The sequence below is a fragment of the Anaeromyxobacter sp. Fw109-5 genome (assembly GCF_000017505.1).
In the GTDB taxonomy this organism is placed as follows: Bacteria; Myxococcota; Myxococcia; order Myxococcales; family Anaeromyxobacteraceae; genus Anaeromyxobacter.
Map to the genome: position 1 here is coordinate 4,259,065 of NC_009675.1, position 21,857 is coordinate 4,280,921.

The window sequence follows — 21,857 nt, forward strand, 5'->3', positions numbered from 1 at the left end:
GAACCCGCTCGCGCCGACGCCGTCTCCGTGACGCCGAGGGGACGGGTGCGCCGCACGGTGCTCGTGCTCGGCGCCGGGCTGGCGGCGTGGAGCGCCGCCTACGCGGCCCTCCAGCCTCTCTCGGAGTGGCTCACGTTCCGGGTCCTCGGCTTCGCCGCGGACTCACACCTGGGGCAGAGCGTCGCCTTCTTCCTCTACGACACCCCCAAGGTGCTGCTGCTGCTCGCCCTCATCGTCTTCGTGGTCGGGATCGCCCGCTCCTTCTTCACCGTCGAGCGGACCCGGGCGATCCTGGCGGGCAAGCGCGAATCGGTGGGGAACGTGGTGGCGGCGCTGCTGGGCGTGGTGACCCCGTTCTGCTCCTGCTCGGCGGTGCCGCTGTTCCTGGGCTTCGTCGAGGCGGGCATCCCGCTGGGCGTGACGTTCTCCTTCCTCGTCTCCGCGCCGATGGTGAACGAGATCGCGCTCGTGCTCCTCCTGGGCCTCTTCGGCTGGAAGGTCGCCGCGCTCTACCTCGTCACCGGGCTCGCCATCGCCATCGCCTCGGGGTTCGTGCTCGGCCGCATGAAGCTGGAGCGCCACGTCGAGAGCTGGGTGCGCGACTCGATGAAGGTGAGCGCGCAGTACGAGGGCGAGCACCTGGGGTTCGAGGGACGGGTCGAGATGGGGCGCGAGGCCGTGCGCGAGATCGTGGGCAGGGTCTGGCCGTGGGTCGTCGCGGGGATCGCGGTGGGCGCCGGGATCCACGGCTACGTGCCGGAGGGCCTGCTGGCGACGTTCATGGGCAAGTCGGCGTGGTGGTCGGTGCCGGCGGCGGTGCTCGTGGGCGTTCCGATGTACTCGAACGCGGCCGGCATCATCCCGGTCGTCCAGGCGCTCCTCGGGAAGGGAGCGGCGCTGGGCACCGTGCTCGCGTTCATGATGTCGGTGATCGGGCTCTCGCTCCCCGAGATCGTGATCCTCCGCAAGGTGCTCCGGCCACCCCTGATCGCCGCGTTCGTCGGCGTCGTCGCGAGCGGGATCCTGCTGGTCGGCTGGCTGTTCAACGGCGTGATGTGAGGAGACGGGACATGAAGATCCAGGTGCTCGGCACTGGCTGCGCGAAGTGCAAGCAGCTCACCGCGAACGCGGAGAAGGCCGTGGCGGCGCTCGGGCTGGCGGCGTGCGTCGAGAAGGTGGAGGACCTCCGCGAGATCATGAAGCTCGGCGTGATGACCACGCCGGCGCTGGCCGTGGACGGCGTGGTCAGATCCTCGGGCAAGGTCCTGTCGCCGGAAGCGATCGGCGAGCTGCTGCGCCGGTGATGGGCGCCCCTCGCGACGGCTTGCCGTCGCGAAAGGCCCGGCCGCTGGTGCTCGCCGCGGCGCCCTTCAGCGCCTGAGTCCGTCTCTCAGCGTGCGGCGGCCTTCTTGGCGCGGCGCTTCGCCGTCGCGGTGACGTGCAGGAACGACTCGACGTCCACGAAGTCCTTCGCGCCGTTCGCCTTCAGCTTCTCGAGCAGCTGCGTCGAGAGCGCGCGGAGGGCGGCGTAGGTCCCCCAGTTCGGCGCCGCGTCGTTGCCGAGGTCGCAACCGAGCCGGTCGGCGGCATCGCAGGTGATCTTGGGCCGGAGGAGGACGTGCCGCTCGGGCGAGGCCACGAAGGGGAAGAGCGTCGCCACCAGCCACTGCTGGGCGGGCTGGACCGGCAGGTCTCGCGCAGCGGCGAACAGCTTCTCGAAGCGGGCGCGCCCCGGCGACGGCACGGAGAGCAGCTCGAACAGCGCGCCGCAGAAGGGCCGGGTGGTCTCGTCGTCCGCGAGCGCCTCCTCCACCGCGTCCGCGTCGGCGGCCGGGTGGAGCGCCTCGATCGTCGTCTCGACCTGCAGGAGGCGCTTGACGAGCGGGCGGAGCTCGCCCTCGTCGACGAGCCGCGCGCCCTGCCCTTCGCCGAGCAGCTCCACCCACCGATCGTGCGCGGCGCGCCACCGCGAGGCGCGCTTGCCCGACCCTTCGGCGGCGTACTCCGGGTCGTTGAAGCCTTCGGGGTAGACCGCGAGGAACTGCTCGAGGGCCTCGTCGTGCGTGAGCCAGCCCGCGGCGAGGGTGTAGCGGCCGCTCTTCGGATCGAGGGCGAACGCGGAGAGCCCCTCCAGCCAGCTGTTCGGCTCGAAGCCCTCGGTGCGCAGGAGCGCCCGCGCCGCGGGGAGCCGCAGCTTGGCGGCGAACCGCCTGTCCGCGTCGGGGAAGAACACGTGGACCGCGTTCGCCTCGAGGGCGATGATCTTGCCCACGCCCAGCGTCGTGTGCTGCACCAGCGTTCCGTTCTCGAGATCGGCCATGGCCGCCCTTCCTTCGGTGAGGCGACCGGTCGTCAGCGACGCGAGCGGAAGCAGTGGGATCTATCTTTTTACGCTCCTCGCGCCGCCGGGGATACAGCCGTCTGCGACATTTCGGGTCGGCGACTCGCGCCGTGCGCCGATTCTCCTTCGTTCCGAGGCAAATCCGTGTCAGGCGCTCGCTGTCCGCGAAGTCGACGATGAGCGTGCCGGCGACCGCTCGCCGTCCCCACGCCGCCCCCCGACCGCGCGCCCCCGGTCCCGTGTCAGCCGTGGACGCGACCGGCGTCCTCCCGGCAGGAGGACGCGATGCGCGGAGTCATCACCCGGAAGGAAGTCCTGAAGCACACGCTGCTCATCATCCGGCTGTGGGGTCCCCGCTGCTACGCCCGCTGCCTGCGCGCCGCGCTGAGCAGCTCTCCCAGCACCTTCCTCGAGGTCGTCTGCGCGTGAGCTCGCGACGGCCGCCGGCGCGTCGCTACGCGCGGTCCGGCGCCCCGGTGACGCGGCCCCGCAGCTGCGCGTTCTCCTCCTCGAGCGCCGCGACGCGCTCCCGCAGGCGCCCGAGCGCCTCCTCGACCTCGGGCTCGTCGAGCTTCCGCGGGATGTGCTGCGGGCAGTTCACGTCCCACGCCTCGACGGTGAAGATCACCGCCTGCTCGGCCGTGGCGCGGTACCCGTCAGGCATGAGGCGCTCGACCAGCCCGGGATCGTCCTCGACGATCCGCGCGCGGCCCCAGACCTTCACCCTCGCGCGGCGCGCGTAGTCCATGAGGAAGAGGAACGCCTGGTCGTTCTCCGCGAGGTTTCCGGTCGTGATGTACTGCCGGTTCCCCCGGTAGTCGGCCCAGCCGAGCGTGTGATCGTCGAGGATCCGGATGAAGCCCTTCGGACCTCCGCGGTGCTGCACGTAGGGGCGACCGGTCGCGCTCGCGGTGGCGAGGTACACGCTGTCGCGCTCGCCGATGAACCGGGCGAGCTCCTCGGTGATCTCCGTCTCGAATCCCCCCCGCGCCTCCACGCGCGCGTAGCCGGCGCGGGAACCCCTGCGCTCCTGGATCGCCTTCACGGATGCCGTGAACGCGACGTCGCTCGATGGCCTGCGCATCTCGGTGCTCCCGCCGTCGAAGGGGCCGGCCGGGTCGCGCCGGCCGGCTCCAATCCCGCGCGCGGTCACGCTGCCTTCGCCTCCCCCGCGCGCACGACGGGGAAGTCGATGTCGGTCCGGGCGACCTCGTTCAGGTAGTTCGTGAACACGTTCAGCGCCGCGTTCGCGACGAGCTCGACGATCTGCCCGTCGTCGAAGCCGGCGCGCCGCACCTCGGCGAGCTCGGCGTCCTCGACGCGCCCACGCCGCTCGAGGACGCGCGCGACGAACCGCAGCGCCGCCGCGTCGCGCGGGTCCGTGGCGTCCGCCTGCCGGGCGAGGGCGAGCTCCGCGTCGGAGAGCTTCAGCCCTCTCCCCAGCGCGGTGTGGGCGGAGAGGCAGTAGTCGCAGCCGTCCGCCTCGGCGACGGCGAGCGCGACCTGCTCGCGCAGCCGTGGGCGGAGCCGGCCGCGCGCCAGCGCGCCGGTGAGGGCGAGCACTCCCTCGAGCGCCGCGGGCGATCGCGCGATCACGCGGTACAGGTTCGGGGTCGCGCCCAGGCTCTGCTGCACGCCCGCGAGGAGCTCGCGGACCTTGCCTTCCGTGATGGTCGGCTCGACGGGGGGGATGCGAGACATGACGGCCTCCTTCGGTGATGCCGCCCGGTGGGGCGGCGGGTTGTCACGGGAGGACTTGCGGCGAAGGCGCCGCCGGAACAATGGACCTCCGCGCAGCTCTCCATTGCGTCCGGAGGAATGACGCCGTGGACCGGATCGAGGCCTGGACGAGCTCGCGGCGGTGGCGGAGTCCCGCCGCTTCGTCGCCCGTCGCTTCGTCGCTCGCGGCGGCGGCGCCCGGCTGAAGGCGATCTTCGCGATGCTCGATCTGCGCCCGAGGCTCGGGAGGCCGACATCGGCGGTGACGACGGATTAGATCCGGGGCCGGAGGTCAGCCATGGGGAACGTCGTCTACCGGTCCGAGGCGAAGGTCGAGCGGGTGAAAGGGCCGTTGCGGCGGGCGTTCCTCCCGGGGGAGTCGGAACCGGTCACGTTCGGCGTGCACGGCGCGGTGGCCGAGCACTACGGCCGGCCGCCCGGTACGTTCGACCCGCACGCGACGACCATCGACTACGTCGTCGCGGCGACCGGCGGTTGACTGGCCGGGACCTTCGGAGGCGCGCTGGAGGCGCGCCAGATCCCGGCAGACGAGGGGAAGCTGGTCGGCCACGCGACGGGCGAGGTCGAGCTCGAAGGGAAGGTGCTCGTGCTGAGGCGCATCCACGTCAGGCTCGAGCTGCGCGCGGCTCCGGAGCACCACGCGACGGCCGAACGGGTGCACGGCTTCTACGCCGACTCCTGTCCGCTCTACCGGAGCCTCCGCGCGGCCATCGGCATCACCACCGAGCTCGTGATCGTCGAGTAGGCGGCGGGCGCCGGTGACTACTGGCACTGGAACTCGATGACCGTCGCCTGCGGGTCGGTGGTGGGGCGGCCCAGCGCGATGCGCCCGCGAGCCGGCAGCATCAGCTCCTCCCGGCGCAAGCACCGCTCGGTCTCGCCGGCCGTCGCGACGTAGGTCCCGTTCGCGCTGTGGTCCACGAGGACGAAGTTGTCACGCCGCCTCTCGATGCGCGCATGGCGCCGGGAAGCCTGGCGATCGGCGACGACGACGTCCGAGCCCGGCTCGCGCCCGAGCGTGAGCACGCCGGCGCCGGCTCCGTCGAACCACCGCTCGCGCCCCGCGGACACGAGCCTCAACCGCGCGACGCGCTCGAGCACCACGCTCGGCCGGATGAGGGTCCGCTCTTCCTCCCGCTCCTCCCGCTCCCACACGCACTCGAGGATCTCGACCGGCTCGCGCCGGCCCTTCACGGGCGCATGTCCGAGCCTGCGGGCGCTCCGGCGCAACCCCTCCTCGAGCCGGTCGACGACCTCGCGCGTGACGATGATCTGTCCCGATCTCGCGAGGCCGCCGATGCGCGCCGCCACGTTGACGGAGTCGCCGTACAGATCGCCCGCGCTCTCGAGCACGCGGCCGAAGTGGCAGCCGACGTGGATGCCGAGCGACGACTCGGGGCCCTGCTCCAGGCCCGTGAGCTGCATCGCCTGCGCCGCGCGCACCGCGGCGTTGGCGTCGGCGAAGGCGCACATCAGGCCGTCGCCGAGGTGCTTGATGACCCTTCCGCCGTTCACGCCGGCCGCGAGCTCGATGCGGCGGAGACGCTGGCTGATCCGGGCGTGCGCCTGCTCGTCGCCGAGCGCCTCGTAGAGCCGCGTGCTGCCGGTGACGTCGACGAACAGCACGGCACATGTCCGGGGAGCGTTCATCGGGGCTCGTTCGTGCTTCGCGTGCCTCAGCCGATCCGGCCGGTTTCGTAGATCGCGGCGAGCTGCTGCTCGACGTCGGGCGGCAACCCCCACGCGGCGAGCGAGGCGATCGTCGCGCGCCTGTCGTAGTCGACGCGCATCAGCGAGGGGACGCCGTCCTCGAGGATCGCGTAGGCCGCGCGCGGATCGCCGTCGCGCTGCAGCCCCACCGATCCCGGGTTCACGACGAGCTTGTTCCCGAGCGGCAGGATGACGGGGAGGTGCGTGTGCCCGACCAGGATGAGGTCGGCGTCGACGCGCTCCACCGCTCGCCGCCAGCCGTCCACGTCCGTCGCGGGCAACCACTGGTACAGGGGATCGTCGGGCGCCGCGTGGAGCAGCGCGACGCGCCGGCCGTCGAGCTCGACCGACGCCCGGAGCGGCAGCGCGCCGACCCATCGCCGCTCGTCCTCGGTGAGCATCGGGACCGTGAGCCGGCGCGTCTCCTCGGACAGGCGGCGGAACTCGGGGGACGCTCCGCAGGTGGTCTCGAACGCGACCGCCGTGTCGTGATTCCCACGCACCGTGAACGTCGCGTTCGCGCGCACCCACCGCAACGTCTCCACCGGAGAGGGCCCGTAGTCGACGATGTCGCCCAGGCACAGCACCTGCTCCACGCGCTCGCGGGCCACGACGGCGCGGAGCGCGGGCCAGTTGCCGTGGAGGTCGGAGATCACGAGCACGCGCACCGCGCACCTCGACACGCGTCATGACGACAGCCCATGGCGCGTGCAATGCGCGCTGGGCCGGCGGGAGCTCGGCCAGCGGTAGCTCCACCGCCCGCTCAGCAGGCTCCTGGCCCACGCCGCGCCGACGCGCCAGCTCGTCCGGTCACGCCCGCGAGTGCTTCTCCCAGTCCTCGAGCAGAGCGTCGCGGACGGCCTTCACGCTCGCGTGCGTCGCGTCGCAGCACGTCTCGTTCTGGCAACGCGGGCACCCCTCGACGTGCAGCTGCAACGCCGCGAACATCCACTCGGCCGCCCCGAGGAGCGTGCTGCGCCGGAACTCGAGATGCGCCGCGAGATCGGCCTTCGTACGCGCCACCATGCTCAACGCGTAACCTCTGGCGCTTCGTACGGGAAGGAGGCATGGCGCCCCACCGCACCCGGGAGATCGACTCTCCTCGTCCGGTGGCCCTTTCGAGACGCGCGAGCCTTCCGCCGTCGGAGGCGCGCCCCACTTGACCACGGCTCCGCGACCGACGTCTCCCCGCTCGGACGAAGCGCTCCCGCGCCGTCACGCTGGCCGCGAGGACTGCATCGAGCGCTGCTGGGCGATATGCTCCTCACAGGGTGGAAGCGATGGTCTCGCACCCTCGCGCCGTCGTCCTCTCCGCGGTGATCGCGGTGCTCCCTGGCTTCGCCGGGGGGCAGGACGCCGGTGTCTCGTCGAGCTCGCGGTCGGGTCCGATCCTCGTCGACGTCCAGGAGCAGGTCGCGCAGGCCGAAGAATGGGCCACGCAGACCGGAGAGGAGCCGGCCTCTCCTCCGGCTGCACCGCCGGAAGAGCTCCCTCCGCCCGCTCCATCGCAGGTTCCCGAGCCGCCCTCGAGCGAGCCCCCGTCGACCTCGTCGGTCCCGGAAGGCCAGTGGGTCTACACGCAGCAGTACGGCTGGATCTGGATGCCGTACGCGGACGACTTCATCTACGTACCGCCCGCTGGATACGGCGCGCCGTACATGTACGTGTACTATCCGTACTACGGCTGGACGTGGCTCGTCGCGCCGTGGGTCTGGGGCTGGGGACCGTGGCCGTACTTCGGCGCTTACGGCCCGACCCACTTCGCCTGGTACGGGTATGGCTGGTGGCGGTACCCGGGTTACTGGCCTCACGGACACGCCTCTCGCCACGGGCATGTGCCCCCTCACGGCGTGAGCCCTTTCCCCGGTGCGCGTCCCGGCGTACGCCCGTACCCCGGCATCCGTCCTTCCCCCGGCGTTCGTCCCGCGCCGGCGCCGTTCCGCGGCAGCGCCCCCTCGCGCGCCATGGGACCCGCCCCCCAGCGCGGCGGCGGAGCCGCTCACTGGGGTGCCCCGACCGTCCGAGGAGGGGGTCCCGCGGGAGCGGTCCGCGGCTCTGGCGCTCGCCCTGCGCCGGTCAGGGGCGCTCAGCGGTAGCGCCGACCGGCGCCAGCGCGCGGGGCGTCCGCTGTCGCGGGCAAGGCCGCCGTCCGCAAGACCCGCCGCGGACCGAGCAGCGCGCGAGCTAGCCGGCGAGGAGGCCGCCGTCGACGACGAGCGTGTGCCCCGTCACGTAGCGGTTCGTCATGAGGAACACGATCGCGTGCGCGATGTCGTCCGCCTGTCCGAACCTGCGCGCCGGCAGCGCTGGCGACTCGGCCCATGCGGCGAGCGCCGCTCGCTTCTCTCCGTGAAGAGGCGTGTCGACCAGGCCCGGCATCACCACGTTCACGCGCAGCGGCGCCAGCTCCAGGGCGAGCGCCCTTCCGAAGCTCACGATCGCCCCGTTCGCGGCGGCCGGGAACGAGGTCCCCTTCGGCGGCCTCGCCGCGCCGGCGCCCGACAGCAGGGTGATGGACCCGCGCTCGCGGATCCGGGGCACGGCCGCACGGGTCACGGTCACGTAGCCTCTGAGCTTGTCCAGGCTGCGCTCGAGCTGCTCGGCGGTGAGCTCGGCGATCGGCCCCGAGAACTCGTATTCGTCGCCCACCGCGGTGAGGACCAGGTGGTCGATGGCGCCGACGGCGGACATCGCGCGGCCCACCGCGGCCTCGTCGAGCATGTCCATCGCGACTGCGCGTGTCGTTCCAGGGACCGCCCTCGCGGCCTCGTCCAGCCGCGCCTGCGACCGGCTGAGCAGGACCGTGGTGGCGCCCTGCGCTGCCGCCGCCTTCGCGGTGGCGAGCCCGATGCCGGAGCTCGCCCCCACGATCGCGACCGTCTGCCCTGCCAGCTCGCTCACGTGAGCTCCCCCTCCCCCGCCTCCGGCGCGCGCCAGGCCGATCTTCCTTCGGAGCCGCTCCATTAGACAGGTCTGTCTCTTGAGTGGGTAAAGACAGGTCTGTATCTTGTCAAGGTGCCCCGCCCCGCACGCCCCGCGACACGCGGGACGGCCTCCCCCGAGCCGCGCGACCGGCTGCTCGATACGGCCGGCCGCCTGTTCTACAAGCACGGCTTCCGCGCCGTGGGCATCGACCGCATCCTCGCCGAGTCGGGCGTGGCCAAGATGACGCTGTACCGGCACTTCGCCTCCAAGGACGAGCTCATCGCGGCGTACCTGGAGCGAGCCGACCGGGAGTTCTGGGAATGGGCGGAGTCGGCGATGGCGGCGGCTCGCACGCCGGAAGCCCGACTCCTGGCGCTGTTCGACGCGCTGGCCCGGCACACCACCAGCGCCGAGTGCCTCGGCTGTCCATTCCAGGGCGCGGCGCTGGCGTTTCCCGAGCTCGAGCACCCCGGCCACCGGCGGGCGCTCCGGAACAAGCTCGCGGTCCGGGACCGGCTGGCCTCGATGGCGAAGCAAGCTGGCCTCCGTTCCTCCGAGTCACTCGCCGCGCAGCTGCTGCTCCTCATGGATGGGGCGTGGGTCGCCGCCCGCGTGTTCGGCCCGGGGGACAATCCTGGGGCCAGCGTCGGCCAGGCCGCCCGGGCGCTCATCGAGGCACATCGGCGCGCGTCGACGAAGCCCTCTCGCGGGTGATGAGGCTCGAGGCTGCGACGTCGCGGCGGACCAGGGAGCCTCGACCGCCGCTCGCTCGCCCCCGGCCGCGCTCGCGGGCGCTTCAGCCGGCGGGGCAGCAGTTCGGCGGGGGCGTGACGACGTCCGAGCCGTCCGTCTGAGCCTGGCACGAGGAGCGACCGCCGGAGGCAGCGGTGCACAGGCACGCCCACGCAGAGTCGTCGTCTCCGAGCGTGCACTCGCGCGAGCTCGACCCGCAGCGTTCGTCGTACTCCGCCCGGCCGTCCACCATCCGCAGCGAGACGCTGCAAGATTCGGCTCCGGTCCCCCCATCGTCAGGAGTCGCCGGGCTCGCCGGAGCCGCGGGAGCGGCAGGTGACGCGGGGGCGGCGACCCCGGTGTCGCTGTCCGGCTCTGCTGGCGATGGCTCGGAGCGACCACAGGCAGGCAACAGCGTGATCGCGAGTGCGACCCACGACAGTGTGCGCTTCATGAGGTGTGAGACCGCGCCGCCGCGCGGATCTGACCGCCGGGCGTCACCCGCGCGTTCCAGCGCCGCCCCCTCGCGCGGTCTCGGCGGCTCGCGGTTCGGTGGGCGTCCTCGCCGGCGGTCTCGCCGCGAGCGTCGGAAGGCGGCGGAGCACGTCCTTGAGGCGCGGGCCAGCGAACTCGACGAAGGCGCGGACCTTCGGCGCGACGAGGCGCGACTGCGGGTGGACGAGCTGCACCGAGACCGGCGGCGCCGTGTAGGCGGCGAGCACCGGCGCGAGACGGCCGGCCGCGATCCTCTCCGCGACGATGAAGGAGGGGGAGATGGTGATGCCGTCCCCGGCCTCGGCGGCCTCGAGGGCGGCGAAGGCGTCGTTGACCTCGAACCGCGGCTGCACCGCGATCCGGGAGCTTTCCGCGCCGTCGACGAACCGCCACTCCCGGTTCGGCATGAGGCCGGTGAACGCGATGACGGAGTGTCGCTTGAGCTCGGCCGGGGAAGCCGGAGCGCCATGCTTCGCCAGGTACTCGGGGCTGGCGACGAGGACACGTTGCACCTCGCCGATCCGTCGGGCGACGAGCGACGAATCCGGCAGCTGGCCGATGCGCACGGCCACGTCGATGCCTTCCTCGACCAGGTTGACCACGCGATCGACCAGCATCAGCGAGGCGGTGACGCGCGGATGGTTCCGGAGGAACTCGGTCACGACCGGCGCCATGGCGGAGCGGCCGAACGTCACCGAGGTGGTGACGGTGAGATGGCCGGAGGGCGCCGCGCTGTCTCCCGCGGCCTCCCGCTCCGCCTCCTCCAGATCGCCGAGGAGAGGCTTCGCGCTCTCGAGGAAGCGGAGCCCCGCCTCCGTGAGGCGGAGGCTGCGCGTCGTCCGGTTGAACAGCCGGACGCCGAGCCGCCGCTCGAGCGAAGCCACCGCCCGCGTCACGGCGGGAGGCGAGATGCGGAGCCGCGCGCCCGCCTTGGCGAAGCTGCCGGCGTCGGCGACGGCGACGAATACCTCCATCTCGTGCAGGCGATCCACCGGCGTTCCCCGCGCGCAAGGGTGTATTCCGCGCCGCATACGTTCCCGCAACCGGCCGATGACGCCATCTCTCCTCCGGCGGGCACGAGGCCCGTACAACCCACGGAGGTGCGAGATGCGGACGTCCCTTGCCCATTCCCCCGAGCCCCGTCGCCCCGCGGCGGCCGACGCACCGTTCGCGTCCGAGGCGAACCAGGTTCGCTACAGGAGCGTCGAGCTCCAGGGGGTCGAGGTGTTCTACCGCGACGCCGGGCACGCGGACGCGCCGGCGGTGCTCCTGCTGCACGGGTTTCCAAGCTCGTCGCACATGTTTCGCGGGCTCATCCCGGCGCTCGCCGACCGCTACCGCGTGATCGCCCCGGACTATCCCGGCTTCGGCCACTCGGCCGCGCCGGAGCGCGGGCACTTCGCGTACACGTTCGACCGCTTCGCGAGCATCGTCGGCGAGCTGACCGACGCGCTCGGGCTCGAGCGGTACGCGCTGTACGTGATGGACTACGGCGCGCCGGTCGGCTTCCGCCTGGCGACGGCGCATCCCGAGCGGGTGAGCGCGATCGTCGTCCAGAACGGCAACGCGTACGAGGAGGGCCTGGAGCGCTTCTGGGATCCCATCAAGGCGTACTGGAGCTCCGGGAGCGAGGAGCACCGAGAGGCGCTCCGCTGGCTCACGTCGCTCGCGGCGACCCGCTGGCAGTACACGCACGGCGAAGCGGACGCCACGCTCGTCAGCCCCGACGCGTGGACCTTCGACCAGGCGCTGCTCGATCGCCCGGGGAACGCGGAGATCCAGCTCGACCTCTTCTACGACTATCGCACCAACCTCCCGCTGTACCCGGCGTGGCAGGCGTACTTCCGCGAGCAGGCGCCGCCGATGCTGGTGGTCTGGGGCAGGAACGACGAGATCTTCGTCGCAGCGGGCGCGGAGCCGTACACGCGGGACGATCCGCGGGCGGAAGTCCACATGCTCGACGCCGGCCACTTCGCCCTCGAGACCCACGGCCCGGAGATCGCGCGCCTCATGCGCCGCTTCCTGGCCAAGCAGGTGAAGTGATGCGGTCCGCCCAGGTCTCGCACGCGTGCATTGCGGGCAGAACGCGACCGGCGAAATGGTTCCTTCCGCGACGCGCCGGTGCCCGCGGTCGCCGGCGGTCGTTACGGTCGTCGCATGATCTCTCGTCCTGAACCGACCCCAGACCTCGAGGTCCGCGTCACCTACATCGGCGGGCCCACCGCGCTCATCGAGGTCGGGGGGCTCCGCCTCCTGACCGACCCGACCTTCGATCCCGCGGGCACGCGCTTCCGCCTCACCACCAAGCTCGCTGGCCCAGCGCTCGCGCCCGGCGCGCTCGGGCGCGTCGACGCGGTGCTCCTCAGCCACGACCAGCATCCGGACAACCTCGACGACGCCGGCCGGGGAGTCCTTTCGCGCGCCGGGGTCGTGCTCACCACGCGGGCGGGCGCCAGCCGCCTGGGCGCGAACGCCGTCGGTCTCGCTCCCTGGGAGGCGTACGCGCTCCTCGGGACCGGCGGACGCGTCCGCGTCACGGCGGTCCCAGCCCGTCACGGACCCGCCGAGCTCGTGTCGCGCATCGGCGACGTCACCGGGTTCGTCGTATCGCGCGAGGGCGCGGGGGCGGGCGCGCTCTACGTCTCCGGCGACACCGTCTTCTTCGACGGCGTGGCCGAGATCGGTCGCCGGTTCGAGCTCGGCACCGCGTTCCTCCACCTCGGCGCGGTCCGGCTCCCGGATTACGGCCCGGAGCGCGTGACGATGGACGCGGAGGAGGCGGTCTTCGCCTTCGAGAACCTCGGCGCGCAGAGGTTCGTGCCGCTGCACTTCGAGGGCTGGAGCCACCTGCGCGAGTCGCGCGAGCAGCTCCGCGCCGTGTTCGACCGCAAGGGGATCGCGGACCGGGTCGTGTGGCTCGAGCCGGGGCGGACGATCTCGCTGGGGCACGACTGACGCCTCAGCTCCGGTCCCTGGCATGCCTCGCCTCGAGGTTGGCTCTTCGCGTTGCACTGCTCGCGAAGTGGGTCGACGATACGCCGACGCCCGACCCAGAGTAATGACGTTCTTGCTGTGACGCGCCAGCGGTCGCTACAGGGTCGCAAACGCTGTCGCATCGCGCACTTGCGCCCGCCTTCCGTGACGCGGTCCTCGTCCCTCACCATGCGTCACGAGCTACTCTGGGTTGGGGTGCTCGCCGCGTCACGGCGCCTCGGCGAGCGAGTCGAAGCCGTCGGCCATGCCGCGAAGGACGCGCGCGCCGTCGCCCTCGAAGGCGGAGCCGTGCATCGCGAGCAGCGTCGCCGGCTCGAGCCCGGCGAGCCGGCGGAGCGTCGCGGCGGTCGCAGAGAGGGAGGAGTGGGCGCGGAACATGCGCTCCGTCTCGATCACATGCCCGGAGGGATCCTCGCCGCTCACCGCCGGCCCGTCGCCGTCGGTGGTGAGGAGATCCCCGCAGAAGAGCGCGCGCGTCGTCTCCTCGAGCAGGACGACGGACTCCCAGTTGTGTGGCACGTGCGGCGTCACGAGGAGGCGCACGCGCCTGTCACCGAGGTCGACCGCCTCGCCGTCCGCGAGCATGCGCGGCGGGCGGTCGGCGAGATCATTCAGGGAGACGTTGCAGCCGACCGGGCCGTGGATCACCGTCGCGCTGGGCGCCGCGGCGAGCCAGAGGTTCATCGCTCCGCACTCGTCCGCCTCGACGTGCGAGAAGCCGATCCAGCGGAGCCGCTCCGGCGACATCACGCGCGCCACCGCGTCGCGCACGGCGGGAAAGAGCGCGCGCATCCCGCAGTGGTACAGGAGCGGCTCGTCCGCCGCGAGGAGGTACTGGTTGAAGCGGAAGCCCCTCGGGCCGATCGTCGGGACGAGCGTGGAGATGCGGTAGGTCCGGTCAGCGACTTCCTCGATCTGCGTCTGCATGTGGCGGCTCCTCTCGCGCGCGGACTCGCGCCCGCGACGCGCCCTGCGGTCGGTCCAGGACGGAGAGCACGGCCGAGGCGGCCTGGGCCGCCGCCTCCTCGGTCGTGAGCCCCTCCGACGTGAGCGTCCGCCACGTCGGGAAGGAGGTGAGCGCGTACGCGAGCGCGAGCTGCGCGCCGGATGCGCCGGCAGGCAGGGCCGCGCGCACGAGCGCGTGGTGGCGCGCCTCGACGTCCGAGAACCAGGCGTCGAGCGCCGTGACCTCCGCGCGCTCGAGCTGCAGCCGCGGGACGATGGGAGCGAAGGGTGTGTCCCACGCCCGGTAGAGCGCGACGGCGACCGCCCGAACGCGATCCTCGAGCGCGAGGCGTCCCGCGAGCACCTCGTCGCCGGGGAACGGCCAGGTCGCCGCCGTGAGCGCGCCGCACGCCTGCACCAGCTCCGGCATGCGCGGAAAGTGGTTCAGCACCGTCCCCGGCGAGACGCCGGCTCGCGTCGCGATGTCGCGGAGCGTCGTCGCGAGGATGCCGCGCTCCTGATGGCAGGCCATCGTGGCCTCCACGATCCGACGGCGGGTCGCGTCGCGCGCGTCGGCGCGCTTGCCGAGGGTGTAGTGGCGTCGGCGGGTCACGGCCGAAAACCTAATTCGCTGAACACAACGTGCAACGAATACGGAAGGGGCGCGCTGTAGGCGACGCGCGCTCGCCCGCCCTTGGGCTGCAGCCTGGTACGGCTGCGGGCTGTGCGAGTCGGCGCTCGGGCACCGCCACGCCAGGCAGGACGGCGGCTCGGCAAGAGGAGCGGCTGAAGACGGCCTCCGCCGTACGATGCGGGCGGTGCGGCGGAGCTCCGCCCCCCACGTCGGGAAGAGCACCGGGACGCAGCGACCCATAGTGATGACCTTGGTCCTAGCTCGCTGCAGGATCCCGAACGCTGTCGCATCGCGCTCGCGCACGCTTCGGTGACGCGGCCCTCCAGCGTCACCAAGCGTCACGAGCGACCCTGGGCTGGGTTCCCGCCGCCAAGGGCGCGCACCCTGCCGCCAACGGCGGTCCAGGCTCCATCCCAACGGCCTGCACCCGCGACGACTCGACCGGCGCATCGAAGCCCGCCGCACTTGTTACTCCCTGGCCTCCGGACCCGTCGCTACAAGAGGCGGGTCGCGCGGGGAGGTCCCCGGGCCACGAGGAGGATGACATGGTGGACATCATTCACAGGGTCGGGATCAAGGCGCCCGTTTCGAAGGTCTATGCGGCGCTCTCGTCGGTGGAAGGCGTCGCGGGCTGGTGGACGAGGGAGGCGACGGGACAGTCGCGGCCCGGCGGGACGATCAGCTTCGTGTTTCGCACTCCGGACGGAGACGAGATGGGCAGGATGGACATGGAGGTGCTCGAGCTGGTCGCCGACAAGAGGGTGCGGTGGCGCGTCAAGTCGGGGCCCGAGGAGTGGGTGGGAACCGACGTGACGTTCGACCTGTCCCAGCAAGGCGAGTACACGGTGGTCCTCTTCGGCCACCGGAACTGGCGGGAGGCGGTGGAGTTCACGGCCCATTGCAGCATGAAGTGGGCGGCGTTCCTCCTGAGCCTCAGGCAGCTCGTCGAGACGGGCGTGGGTAAGCCCCACCCCGATGACCTCAAGATCGACGACTGGAACTAGAGGCGGTGCCGGGCTCGCGTCGCGACGCCGCTCGCGTGAGCGGCGGGCGCGCGGAGGGAACGGAGACGGCAGGCCTATCACAGGCCCGGGTGGCCGCCGTCTCCGCTCACGTCGCCTCCTTCGCGCCTCGGGGCGGCGCGCCCGCGGGCTCGCTCGCCTCCATGGCGCGCGCCTGCTGCATGGCTTCGCGCATCGCGGCCTTCACCGGCAGGATGATCGAGAAGGACTTGAAGAGCACGCCGGTGAAGAACGTCGCGAGCTGGATGACGAAGAATGCGCTGACCGCGAGATCGACGGGCGCGAAGCCCGTCTCGACGAGGACGGGACGGCAGAGCGCCACGAGGAAGAAGGCGATCCAGTGGCTCGTGCAGTAGAAGCACGCGATCAGGTGCCCGAGCCAGGAGCTCCGGGCGGCGAGGAAGCGTCGCAGCGGCTCGAAGATGTCCGTGCCCGTGATCGTGTTCGACGTGCCGCTCACGACCATCGCGAGCACGACGCAGGTCCACAGGGCGTCCAGCGGGAACGGGGAGATCAGCGTGTGCATGGGGCTACCCTCCTTGCGGCGGCGGCCCACCAGGGACCGCGACTCGGCCGGAACATGTCGCGGCGCAGGCCGGAGCGGAATTGCGATTCGCGTTGCGTCATTGATACCTGGCCGGTATCACCCGGGGAATGGACGTCCGCGAGCTCCGCGCCTTCGTGATCGTCGCGTCCGAGCTGAACTTCCGGCGCGCCGCCGACCGGCTGCACATGAGCCAGCCGCCGCTGAGCCGGCTCATCGCCGGGCTCGAGCGCGACCTCCGCGTCCGGCTCCTCGAGCGCAGCACGCGATCGGTCTCGCTCACGCCGGCGGGCCGGCTCCTGTTCCGCGAGGCGCCCGCGGTCCTGGATCGCATGGAGGCGCTCGAGCAGCGGGTGCGCGAGCGCGGGAGGTCCGCCGGGCAGGCGACGCGAATCGGCCTCTCGCCCGCGGGATTCGCGACGTGGGTCCCGGAGCGGGTCGCGCGGTTCGAACGGGACGGTGCTGCGGGCGGCGTCGAGCTCACGTCGAACGTCCCGGATCGCCTGCTGCGCGACCTGCGCCTCGGACGCCTCGACGCCATCTGCCTCGAGACGGCGGAGGGCGAGGCGCCCGGCCTCGAGCGCTGGGTCGTCCACGAGGACACGGTCGGCGTGCTTCTGCCGAGCACGCACCGCTGGGCGAGGCGGAGGAGCCTCGGCCTGATGGACCTCGAGGGCGAGACCCTGATCGTCCACCCCCGCCACGAGCACGCGCACCTGTACGAGAGGCAGCAGCGGACGCTCCGGGAAGCAGGGATCCGTTACCGGCTCTACACGAAGAGACCGACCGAGAGCTGCGCGATCCTGGTCGCGCGCGGGAAGGGACTCCTGCTGTCGGCGCGTTCCTACGCCCGGCAGCGGCCGTCGAACACCCGCTTCGTCCCGCTGCGGGAGCGAGGCCTGAAGTTCCAGGTCGCGCTCCTCTGGCGGAAGGACGCCGCTGGTCCCGAGATTCTGCGGCTCCTCGAATGGCTGCGGCGGAGCGCGCCGCGGCGCGGATGAGCCGCCGTGGGCGGGAGCGCACGGGCGATCGGTCACCGGGGCGTTGCCCCGCTGACCGAGGGTGCGCTGGCGGGCACGTCCAAGGGGTCACCGGGCCCGAGAGAAATGTCCAGCGTTGACTCGGCGTGATCGCCCGTGAAGCGGGGTCCGTCGCTTCCCTCCACGGGCAGCCTGTTTGCGTCACCCCGGCTCGTCCTTATCGTTGCTCAGGAACGCCGGGCTCGCCTTGAACCGGTCCCGGCGACGGACCGACGATGGCCCCTCCGGGCTCCCCCGGCATCCGAGTCGAAGACGGCGCGGTGCGCTGCAGCGGCTCGTGGACAATCGATCGCATTGGCCGCGTGGAACGAGCTCTTCGGGGGCTCGCGTGGCCGAGGGGCGCCGCGGTCGTGGTCGACGCCTCCGCGGTCGGGTCGATGGACACGGCCGGCGCCTGGCTGCTGAAGCGGACCGCGCGCGGGCTCGAGCGCAGCGGACGCACGGTCACCCTGAGGCTCCGCCCCGAGCACGAGGCGCTCCTCGAGGTCGTGACGTCCTCGGGCGTCGTTGCCGCGCCGCCGCGTGCGCGCGACCGACCGCGCGTCCTCGCGACGTTCGGGCGCGGGGCGTGGAAGGCCGCTCGCGAGCTCGGCGGCCTCGTCACCTTCTTCGGCGAGATCACCGTCACGGCGGCCCGCGCGCGCACCGGCCCACTCCGAGTCCGCTGGCGACAGGTGCTGCAGCACGTGCCGGCGTGACGCTGGACGTGCACCGGGGGAGAATCTTCGCGCTCGCAGGGCCGAGCGGGGGTGGATAGACCCTGCTCCTCAGGGAGGCGCTCGCGCTGCATGTGCCCGACTCGGGGCCGATCCGGGTCCTCGGGCGAGACGATCGTCGCGTACTGCGTCGAGTCGACGGAGTAGGTTCGGGCTCCGCACGCCTTTCGACCTGGAGCCGAGCCCTTCCGGAGCCGGGCCTCTGCTGTCAGGAACTGGGGCGGCGACGCGCTCCCGCTTGGCTTCGCATGGACGCTTCCGCGGAGGTTGGAGGGTCTCCCGCGCACGTCACGCGGGCCCTGAAGCGCGCGACCGGCAAGACCGTGATGCAGTCTTGCCGGTCGCGGTCGTGGCGGTTAACTGCGCTCGCTGTGACGGCTGGATCGAGGCCGCCGAGGAGGCAATCCATGGCCATGTATCTGTCGCGCTTCAGCTACACGCCGGAGACGTGGGAGCGCCTGATCCAAAACCCCGAGGACCGACGCGAGGCCGCGCGCTCGTACATCGAGTCGGTGGGCGGAAAGCTGCACGGCTTCTGGTACGCCTTCGGCGAACACGATGGCTGGAACCTGTGGGAGGCACCCGACAACGTGTCGATGGCAGCCGTTGCGCTCGCCATCGGTGCAGGGGGCGCGCTCAGCTCGTACGAGACCACCGTCCTGGTCAGCGTCGAGGAGTTGATGCAGGCGCTCGGGAAGGCGAAGGCGATCCGGTATCGGCCGCCAGGAGCGGAGACCGCGCGTGTGCGCGATCCAGCGTAGTCGCGACCAAAAGCATCGAATGAGCCTGCGCCGTGCCACGGCTCGGCGCCAGAACGGGAATGCGAGTCCGGGCGGACGAAACCGGCGCGCAGCCGTTCCGGTGTGGGCTCCGCAGTGCTCGACCGCCTCCGCGACACAGACGGATGCCTCCGGAGCGCCCGACCCATTGGCCGCACGACAGCGGACCTGTCGCCCGGGCGCCGTGATCCCCTGCCCACGCACGGCGGTATCGCGGCGTGCGCCGGCGAGGGCCGCCGCCTCCCCGCGCAGCAGCGGAACGTTCGCCAATCCGCCGCATCTTGGGTCTCACCCATCGGCGCTGTGCGGTCTTGGTAAGGTGGGGTTGCGTGCGAACGGCTCGGGGCGGAGGGCGCAATGGGCACCGCGGCTACACTGGGGCGAGTTGTCGCGCCGCCGCCGCCCATTCGGACGCCGGACCAGCGCCTGCGCGTCTTCATCAGCTCGACTCTGGACCTGCTGGCGGAGCGCAGGGCGGCGCGAGCCGCGGTGGAGCGGCTCCATCTCGCGCCGGTGATGTTCGAGCTGGGGGCAAGGCCTTACCCACCGCGTGCGCTCTACCGCGCATACCTCGAGCAGAGCGACGTATTCGTGGGGATCTATGCGCGCCGTTACGGCTGGACCGCTCCCGGCGAGACGGTGAGCGGCCTCGAGGACGAGTACGCGCTCTCGGGCGATCGTCCGAAGCTGATCTACGTCGAGCGGGCGGCGGATCGCGAGCCGCCTCTCGACGCGCTGCTCGAGCGCATCCGCCAGGAGGACCAGACCTCGTACAAGGAATTCGACAGCGTCGACGAGCTCGGGAGCGCGCTCGAGGACGACCTCGCGACGCTCCTCAGCGAGCACTTCGACATCTCGGGCGAGACGCCGTCGCGCGAGGCGGAGCCCGCGTCGCGCCTGCCCGTCCCCTCCACCTCATTCGTCGGGCGGGAGGACGCCATCCGCGAGGTGCGAGCGCTCCTGTGTGCGGGTCGGGCGCGGCTCGTGACGCTCACCGGGCCGGGCGGGATCGGCAAGACGCGCCTCGCGTTCGAGGCGGTGCGAGGGCTCTCGTGCCGGTACCGCGACGGCATCACCCCCGTGTTCCTCGAGGCGGTGGCCTCCGCCGAGGAGGTGCTCGGCGCGATCGCGGAGGCGCTGGGGGTGGCGGATACGCCGGGCCTGACGCGCCTCGAGACGCTCGTCGCCTACGTCCGGGACCGGAGGATCCTGCTCGTGCTCGACAACTTCGAGCACGTCATCGACGCCGCGCCGCTGGTGGCAAAGCTCCTCGCGACGGCGCGCGCGCTGCGAGTCCTCGTGACGAGCCGTGAGCTCCTCAACGTTCGCGGCGAGCACGGGTACGCGGTTGGCCCCCTGCAGGTGCCGGACCCGAGCTGCGGGTGCGACCTCGGTGCGGTGCTGGGATCGGAGTCGGTCCGGCTGTTCCGCGATCGCGCCTGCGCGGCGCTCCCCGCGTTCGCGCTGGACGGGCAGAACGCCGCGGCGGTCGTGGAGATCTGCAGGAAGCTCGAGGGGCTGCCGCTCGCGATCGAGCTCGCGGCCGCCCGGGTCCGGATGCTGCGTGCCTGCGACATCGCCTCCCGCCTCGATCGGCGACTCGGCCTCCTCGTCCACGGGCCGCGGGACCTGCCAGAGCGGCAGCGAACGCTGCGCGCCACCATCGCCTGGAGCTACGGCCTCCTGTCCGAGGAGGAGCGCCGCATCTTCTCGAGGCTGGGCGTGTTCCGCGGCGGGTTCACCCTGGATGCTGCGGACGCGGTGTGCGAGCCGGGCTGCGACCTGCTCCAGGTGCTCTCGTCGCTCCTCGACAAGAGCCTCGTGCGCGGCAGCGACGGGCGCGCGGGGAACGTCCGGTTCACGATGCTGGAGAGCATCCGGGAGTTCGCGGTCGAGCAGCTCGGCGCCGCGGGCGACGAGGAGCCGGTCCTCCGGCGGCACGCCGCCTGGTTCCGCGAGTGGGTCGAGCAGTGGTGGGTCGCGTTCGAGCGGGATCTGAGCCGCGAGCCGGAGCTCGCCGCGAGCGTGTCGGACGAGCTCGACAACGTCCGGGCCGCGGTGCGGTGGCACCTCGACGCGCACCAGCCCGGCGCCGCGGCGGCGATGGGGCTCGCCCTCTGGCCGTTCTGGTGGATCCGGAGCCACTTCACGGAGGCGCGGAGCTGGATGGAGGAGGTGCTCCGCTCGGAAGGCCTCGCCCCCCGGGATCGGGCGATCGCGCAGCTCGTCATCGGGCTCGCGGCCGTCGGGCAGAACGACTTCGCGGCGGCGGCGCAAACGCTCCCGGCAGCGCGCGCGGGGCTGCTCGAGGCGGGGGACCAGATCGGCGCCGCCATCGCCTCGGTGCCCCTCGGGCTCGGGCAGTGCCTCGCGGGGGATGCCGCCGGAGGCGAGGCCGCCATCCGGCAGGCGCTCGACACCTTCGAGCGATCGCGCCACCCGTTCGGCGTGTGCTTCGCCCTGATCGTGCTCGGGCGCGTGCTCATGCTCCAGGGCCGCCTCGACGACGGCATCGCCGCCGACGAGAGCGCCGCCGCGCGGATGCGGAGCAAGGGCGAGCTCATGATCCGGAGCCTGAGCCTGCTCGCGCTCGCCTGGGCCTACGTCGCCACCGCACGCTTCGACCGCGCGGCCGCCGCGGTGGACGAGGCGCTGGCGGTGCTCGCGATGCTCCAGAACCCGGAGGGGATCGCCCGTGCGCTCGACGTGGCGGGAGCGGTCGCGTTCCAGAGGGGAGCTGCGCGGACCGCGGCGCTCCTGCTGGGCGCGGCGGAGGGCACGCGCCGGTCGGTGGGAGCGCGGCCATGGCTCCTCGACGATCCGGCCCGCTGCCGGCTCACCGCGGACGTCCACGCGGCGCTCGGCGCGGAGGTCTTCAAGGCCGCCCACGCCGAGGGCGTCGCGCTCCGCGGCGCCGTGGCGGTGGCACGCGCCGCGATCGCGGGTACCGGCGCGGCAGGATCGCAGGCGGCGAGTGAGGAGAGCTCGCGCGATCGGCCACGATCGAGATCTTCCGGGGTCGGAGGCGGCTCGAGACCCGCGCGCCGCTGCGCGAAGGGGAAGTACACCTCCGAGAACGAGCACATGCCCCACGATCACGCTCCGTAGACACCGGAGCGAATCATCGCTTGGGCGAAGCGGCTGCAACGCCCGGAGGCTGGTACAGCTGCCGTCGTCCGGGGCCGCCGGATCCGGCGAGGTCGGCGGGGGAACGGACGGGGACGTCGGGCCGGCGACCGC

General features: G+C 72.4%; 25 protein-coding genes. 14 read left to right on the top strand and 11 right to left on the bottom strand.

The window, feature by feature from the left end:
* Positions 1–27 precede the first annotated feature (27 nt).
* Positions 28–1,059, top strand: coding sequence for a permease (locus ANAE109_RS18725; RefSeq protein ID WP_234945180.1), 1,032 nt, complete (start codon positions 28–30; stop codon positions 1,057–1,059).
* An 11-nt stretch (positions 1,060–1,070) separates the two neighbouring features.
* Positions 1,071–1,304 carry a thioredoxin family protein gene (locus tag ANAE109_RS18730; RefSeq protein ID WP_012098453.1) on the top strand — a complete coding sequence of 78 codons (234 nt, stop codon included), beginning with the start codon at positions 1,071–1,073 and terminating at the stop codon, positions 1,302–1,304.
* Between the two features lie 86 nt (positions 1,305–1,390).
* Here the strand turns inward: ANAE109_RS18730 and ANAE109_RS18735 are convergent, their stop codons facing one another.
* On the bottom strand, positions 1,391–2,320 hold the full coding sequence (locus ANAE109_RS18735) for a hypothetical protein (RefSeq protein WP_012098454.1): 930 nt from the start codon (positions 2,318–2,320) through the stop codon (positions 1,391–1,393).
* A gap of 306 nt (positions 2,321–2,626) precedes the next feature.
* Here ANAE109_RS18735 and ANAE109_RS25615 point away from each other — a divergent pair, with 306 nt between their 5' ends.
* Positions 2,627–2,770 (top strand): hypothetical protein, encoded by a 144-nt coding sequence (locus ANAE109_RS25615; protein WP_200860873.1) that lies wholly within the window; start codon positions 2,627–2,629, stop codon positions 2,768–2,770.
* A 25-nt stretch (positions 2,771–2,795) separates the two neighbouring features.
* On the opposite strand, the gene ANAE109_RS18740 is transcribed toward ANAE109_RS25615, so the two are convergent.
* The gene (locus ANAE109_RS18740; RefSeq protein ID WP_012098455.1) at positions 2,796–3,425 is read right to left on the bottom strand and encodes a pyridoxamine 5'-phosphate oxidase family protein; all 630 of its coding nucleotides are present in this window, start codon (positions 3,423–3,425) and stop codon (positions 2,796–2,798) included.
* A 65-nt stretch (positions 3,426–3,490) separates the two neighbouring features.
* Positions 3,491–4,042: a carboxymuconolactone decarboxylase family protein gene (locus ANAE109_RS18745; protein ID WP_012098456.1), complete on the bottom strand. Its 552-nt coding sequence runs from the start codon at positions 4,040–4,042 to the stop codon at positions 3,491–3,493.
* Between the two features lie 160 nt (positions 4,043–4,202).
* Here ANAE109_RS18745 and ANAE109_RS26025 point away from each other — a divergent pair, with 160 nt between their 5' ends.
* The 3 genes from ANAE109_RS26025 (at position 4,203) to ANAE109_RS25900 (ending at position 4,826) form a co-directional block, all read left to right on the top strand.
* On the top strand, positions 4,203–4,337 hold the full coding sequence (locus ANAE109_RS26025) for a hypothetical protein (protein WP_255342588.1): 135 nt from the start codon (positions 4,203–4,205) through the stop codon (positions 4,335–4,337).
* A 21-nt stretch (positions 4,338–4,358) separates the two neighbouring features.
* Positions 4,359–4,559: a hypothetical protein gene (locus ANAE109_RS18750; RefSeq protein WP_041448502.1), complete on the top strand. Its 201-nt coding sequence runs from the start codon at positions 4,359–4,361 to the stop codon at positions 4,557–4,559.
* 108 nt (positions 4,560–4,667) lie between these two features.
* Positions 4,668–4,826 (top strand): OsmC family protein, encoded by a 159-nt coding sequence (locus ANAE109_RS25900; RefSeq protein WP_234945181.1) that lies wholly within the window; start codon positions 4,668–4,670, stop codon positions 4,824–4,826.
* 17 nt (positions 4,827–4,843) lie between these two features.
* Here ANAE109_RS25900 and ANAE109_RS18755 read toward each other — a convergent pair whose 3' ends face one another.
* The 4 genes from ANAE109_RS18755 to ANAE109_RS18770 all read right to left on the bottom strand — a co-directional run bounded on the left by ANAE109_RS18755 (position 4,844) and on the right by ANAE109_RS18770 (position 8,692).
* Complete coding sequence (locus ANAE109_RS18755; protein WP_049768637.1) at positions 4,844–5,707, bottom strand: adenylate/guanylate cyclase domain-containing protein; 864 nt, start codon at positions 5,705–5,707, stop codon at positions 4,844–4,846.
* Between the two features lie 50 nt (positions 5,708–5,757).
* Entirely contained in the window at positions 5,758–6,459 is a 702-nt protein-coding gene (locus ANAE109_RS18760) for a metallophosphoesterase (protein ID WP_041448503.1), read from the bottom strand.
* Between the two features lie 142 nt (positions 6,460–6,601).
* Positions 6,602–6,817 carry a hypothetical protein gene (locus tag ANAE109_RS24660; RefSeq protein ID WP_041448504.1) on the bottom strand — a complete coding sequence of 72 codons (216 nt, stop codon included), beginning with the start codon at positions 6,815–6,817 and terminating at the stop codon, positions 6,602–6,604.
* Between the two features lie 1,158 nt (positions 6,818–7,975).
* Positions 7,976–8,692: an SDR family oxidoreductase gene (locus ANAE109_RS18770; protein WP_049768638.1), complete on the bottom strand. Its 717-nt coding sequence runs from the start codon at positions 8,690–8,692 to the stop codon at positions 7,976–7,978.
* A gap of 114 nt (positions 8,693–8,806) precedes the next feature.
* Here ANAE109_RS18770 and ANAE109_RS18775 point away from each other — a divergent pair, with 114 nt between their 5' ends.
* Positions 8,807–9,430: a TetR/AcrR family transcriptional regulator gene (locus ANAE109_RS18775; RefSeq protein ID WP_012098461.1), complete on the top strand. Its 624-nt coding sequence runs from the start codon at positions 8,807–8,809 to the stop codon at positions 9,428–9,430.
* Between the two features lie 515 nt (positions 9,431–9,945).
* Here the strand turns inward: ANAE109_RS18775 and ANAE109_RS18785 are convergent.
* Positions 9,946–10,986 carry a LysR family transcriptional regulator gene (locus ANAE109_RS18785; RefSeq protein WP_234945182.1) on the bottom strand — a complete coding sequence of 347 codons (1,041 nt, stop codon included), beginning with the start codon at positions 10,984–10,986 and terminating at the stop codon, positions 9,946–9,948.
* 64 nt (positions 10,987–11,050) lie between these two features.
* Between ANAE109_RS18785 and ANAE109_RS18790 the strand changes: the two genes are divergently transcribed.
* Positions 11,051–11,986: an alpha/beta fold hydrolase gene (locus ANAE109_RS18790; RefSeq protein ID WP_012098463.1), complete on the top strand. Its 936-nt coding sequence runs from the start codon at positions 11,051–11,053 to the stop codon at positions 11,984–11,986.
* A gap of 114 nt (positions 11,987–12,100) precedes the next feature.
* Positions 12,101–12,898 (top strand): MBL fold metallo-hydrolase, encoded by a 798-nt coding sequence (locus ANAE109_RS18795; protein WP_012098464.1) that lies wholly within the window; start codon positions 12,101–12,103, stop codon positions 12,896–12,898.
* 246 nt (positions 12,899–13,144) lie between these two features.
* Here the strand turns inward: ANAE109_RS18795 and ANAE109_RS18800 are convergent, their stop codons facing one another.
* Together ANAE109_RS18800 and ANAE109_RS25400 are read right to left on the bottom strand one after the other, a co-directional pair.
* Entirely contained in the window at positions 13,145–13,864 is a 720-nt protein-coding gene (locus tag ANAE109_RS18800) for an MBL fold metallo-hydrolase (protein WP_012098465.1), read from the bottom strand.
* Positions 13,836–14,495, bottom strand: a complete 660-nt coding sequence (locus ANAE109_RS25400; RefSeq protein ID WP_049768640.1) for a TetR/AcrR family transcriptional regulator — start codon at positions 14,493–14,495, stop codon at positions 13,836–13,838. The genes ANAE109_RS18800 and ANAE109_RS25400 overlap by 29 nt, the downstream gene beginning before the upstream one ends.
* A gap of 566 nt (positions 14,496–15,061) precedes the next feature.
* Between ANAE109_RS25400 and ANAE109_RS18810 the strand changes: the two genes are divergently transcribed.
* Positions 15,062–15,520 (top strand): SRPBCC domain-containing protein, encoded by a 459-nt coding sequence (locus ANAE109_RS18810; RefSeq protein WP_012098467.1) that lies wholly within the window; start codon positions 15,062–15,064, stop codon positions 15,518–15,520.
* Between the two features lie 106 nt (positions 15,521–15,626).
* Here ANAE109_RS18810 and ANAE109_RS18815 read toward each other — a convergent pair whose 3' ends face one another.
* On the bottom strand, positions 15,627–16,064 hold the full coding sequence (locus tag ANAE109_RS18815) for a hypothetical protein (RefSeq protein ID WP_012098468.1): 438 nt from the start codon (positions 16,062–16,064) through the stop codon (positions 15,627–15,629).
* A gap of 128 nt (positions 16,065–16,192) precedes the next feature.
* Between ANAE109_RS18815 and ANAE109_RS18820 the strand changes: the two genes are divergently transcribed.
* The 4 genes from ANAE109_RS18820 (at position 16,193) to ANAE109_RS18835 (ending at position 21,725) form a co-directional block, all read left to right on the top strand.
* Positions 16,193–17,083 carry a LysR substrate-binding domain-containing protein gene (locus ANAE109_RS18820; RefSeq protein ID WP_012098469.1) on the top strand — a complete coding sequence of 297 codons (891 nt, stop codon included), beginning with the start codon at positions 16,193–16,195 and terminating at the stop codon, positions 17,081–17,083.
* A gap of 254 nt (positions 17,084–17,337) precedes the next feature.
* Positions 17,338–17,820: an STAS domain-containing protein gene (locus ANAE109_RS18825; RefSeq protein WP_012098470.1), complete on the top strand. Its 483-nt coding sequence runs from the start codon at positions 17,338–17,340 to the stop codon at positions 17,818–17,820.
* Between the two features lie 425 nt (positions 17,821–18,245).
* Positions 18,246–18,599: a GYD domain-containing protein gene (locus ANAE109_RS18830; protein ID WP_041448506.1), complete on the top strand. Its 354-nt coding sequence runs from the start codon at positions 18,246–18,248 to the stop codon at positions 18,597–18,599.
* 375 nt (positions 18,600–18,974) lie between these two features.
* Positions 18,975–21,725, top strand: a complete 2,751-nt coding sequence (locus ANAE109_RS18835) for a DUF4062 domain-containing protein (protein ID WP_012098472.1) — start codon at positions 18,975–18,977, stop codon at positions 21,723–21,725.
* Positions 21,726–21,857 lie beyond the last annotated feature (132 nt).

What these genes read in the sequence shown, in the direction of transcription:
- ANAE109_RS18730 (WP_012098453.1), top strand. Translation starts at nt 1,071, where the DNA reads ATGAAGATCCAGGTGCTCGGCACTGGCTGCGCGAAGTGCAAGCAGCTC.
- ANAE109_RS18735 (WP_012098454.1), bottom strand. Translation starts at nt 2,320, where the DNA reads ATGGCCGATCTCGAGAACGGAACGCTGGTGCAGCACACGACGCTGGGC.
- ANAE109_RS25615 (WP_200860873.1), top strand. Translation starts at nt 2,627, where the DNA reads ATGCGCGGAGTCATCACCCGGAAGGAAGTCCTGAAGCACACGCTGCTC.
- ANAE109_RS18740 (WP_012098455.1), bottom strand. Translation starts at nt 3,425, where the DNA reads ATGCGCAGGCCATCGAGCGACGTCGCGTTCACGGCATCCGTGAAGGCG.
- ANAE109_RS18745 (WP_012098456.1), bottom strand. Translation starts at nt 4,042, where the DNA reads ATGTCTCGCATCCCCCCCGTCGAGCCGACCATCACGGAAGGCAAGGTC.
- ANAE109_RS18750 (WP_041448502.1), top strand. Translation starts at nt 4,359, where the DNA reads ATGGGGAACGTCGTCTACCGGTCCGAGGCGAAGGTCGAGCGGGTGAAA.
- ANAE109_RS24660 (WP_041448504.1), bottom strand. Translation starts at nt 6,817, where the DNA reads ATGGTGGCGCGTACGAAGGCCGATCTCGCGGCGCATCTCGAGTTCCGG.
- ANAE109_RS18790 (WP_012098463.1), top strand. Translation starts at nt 11,051, where the DNA reads ATGCGGACGTCCCTTGCCCATTCCCCCGAGCCCCGTCGCCCCGCGGCG.
- ANAE109_RS18795 (WP_012098464.1), top strand. Translation starts at nt 12,101, where the DNA reads ATGATCTCTCGTCCTGAACCGACCCCAGACCTCGAGGTCCGCGTCACC.
- ANAE109_RS18800 (WP_012098465.1), bottom strand. Translation starts at nt 13,864, where the DNA reads ATGCAGACGCAGATCGAGGAAGTCGCTGACCGGACCTACCGCATCTCC.
- ANAE109_RS18810 (WP_012098467.1), top strand. Translation starts at nt 15,062, where the DNA reads ATGGTGGACATCATTCACAGGGTCGGGATCAAGGCGCCCGTTTCGAAG.
- ANAE109_RS18815 (WP_012098468.1), bottom strand. Translation starts at nt 16,064, where the DNA reads ATGCACACGCTGATCTCCCCGTTCCCGCTGGACGCCCTGTGGACCTGC.
- ANAE109_RS18820 (WP_012098469.1), top strand. Translation starts at nt 16,193, where the DNA reads ATGGACGTCCGCGAGCTCCGCGCCTTCGTGATCGTCGCGTCCGAGCTG.
- ANAE109_RS18825 (WP_012098470.1), top strand. Translation starts at nt 17,338, where the DNA reads ATGGCCCCTCCGGGCTCCCCCGGCATCCGAGTCGAAGACGGCGCGGTG.
- ANAE109_RS18830 (WP_041448506.1), top strand. Translation starts at nt 18,246, where the DNA reads ATGGCCATGTATCTGTCGCGCTTCAGCTACACGCCGGAGACGTGGGAG.
- ANAE109_RS18835 (WP_012098472.1), top strand. Translation starts at nt 18,975, where the DNA reads ATGGGCACCGCGGCTACACTGGGGCGAGTTGTCGCGCCGCCGCCGCCC.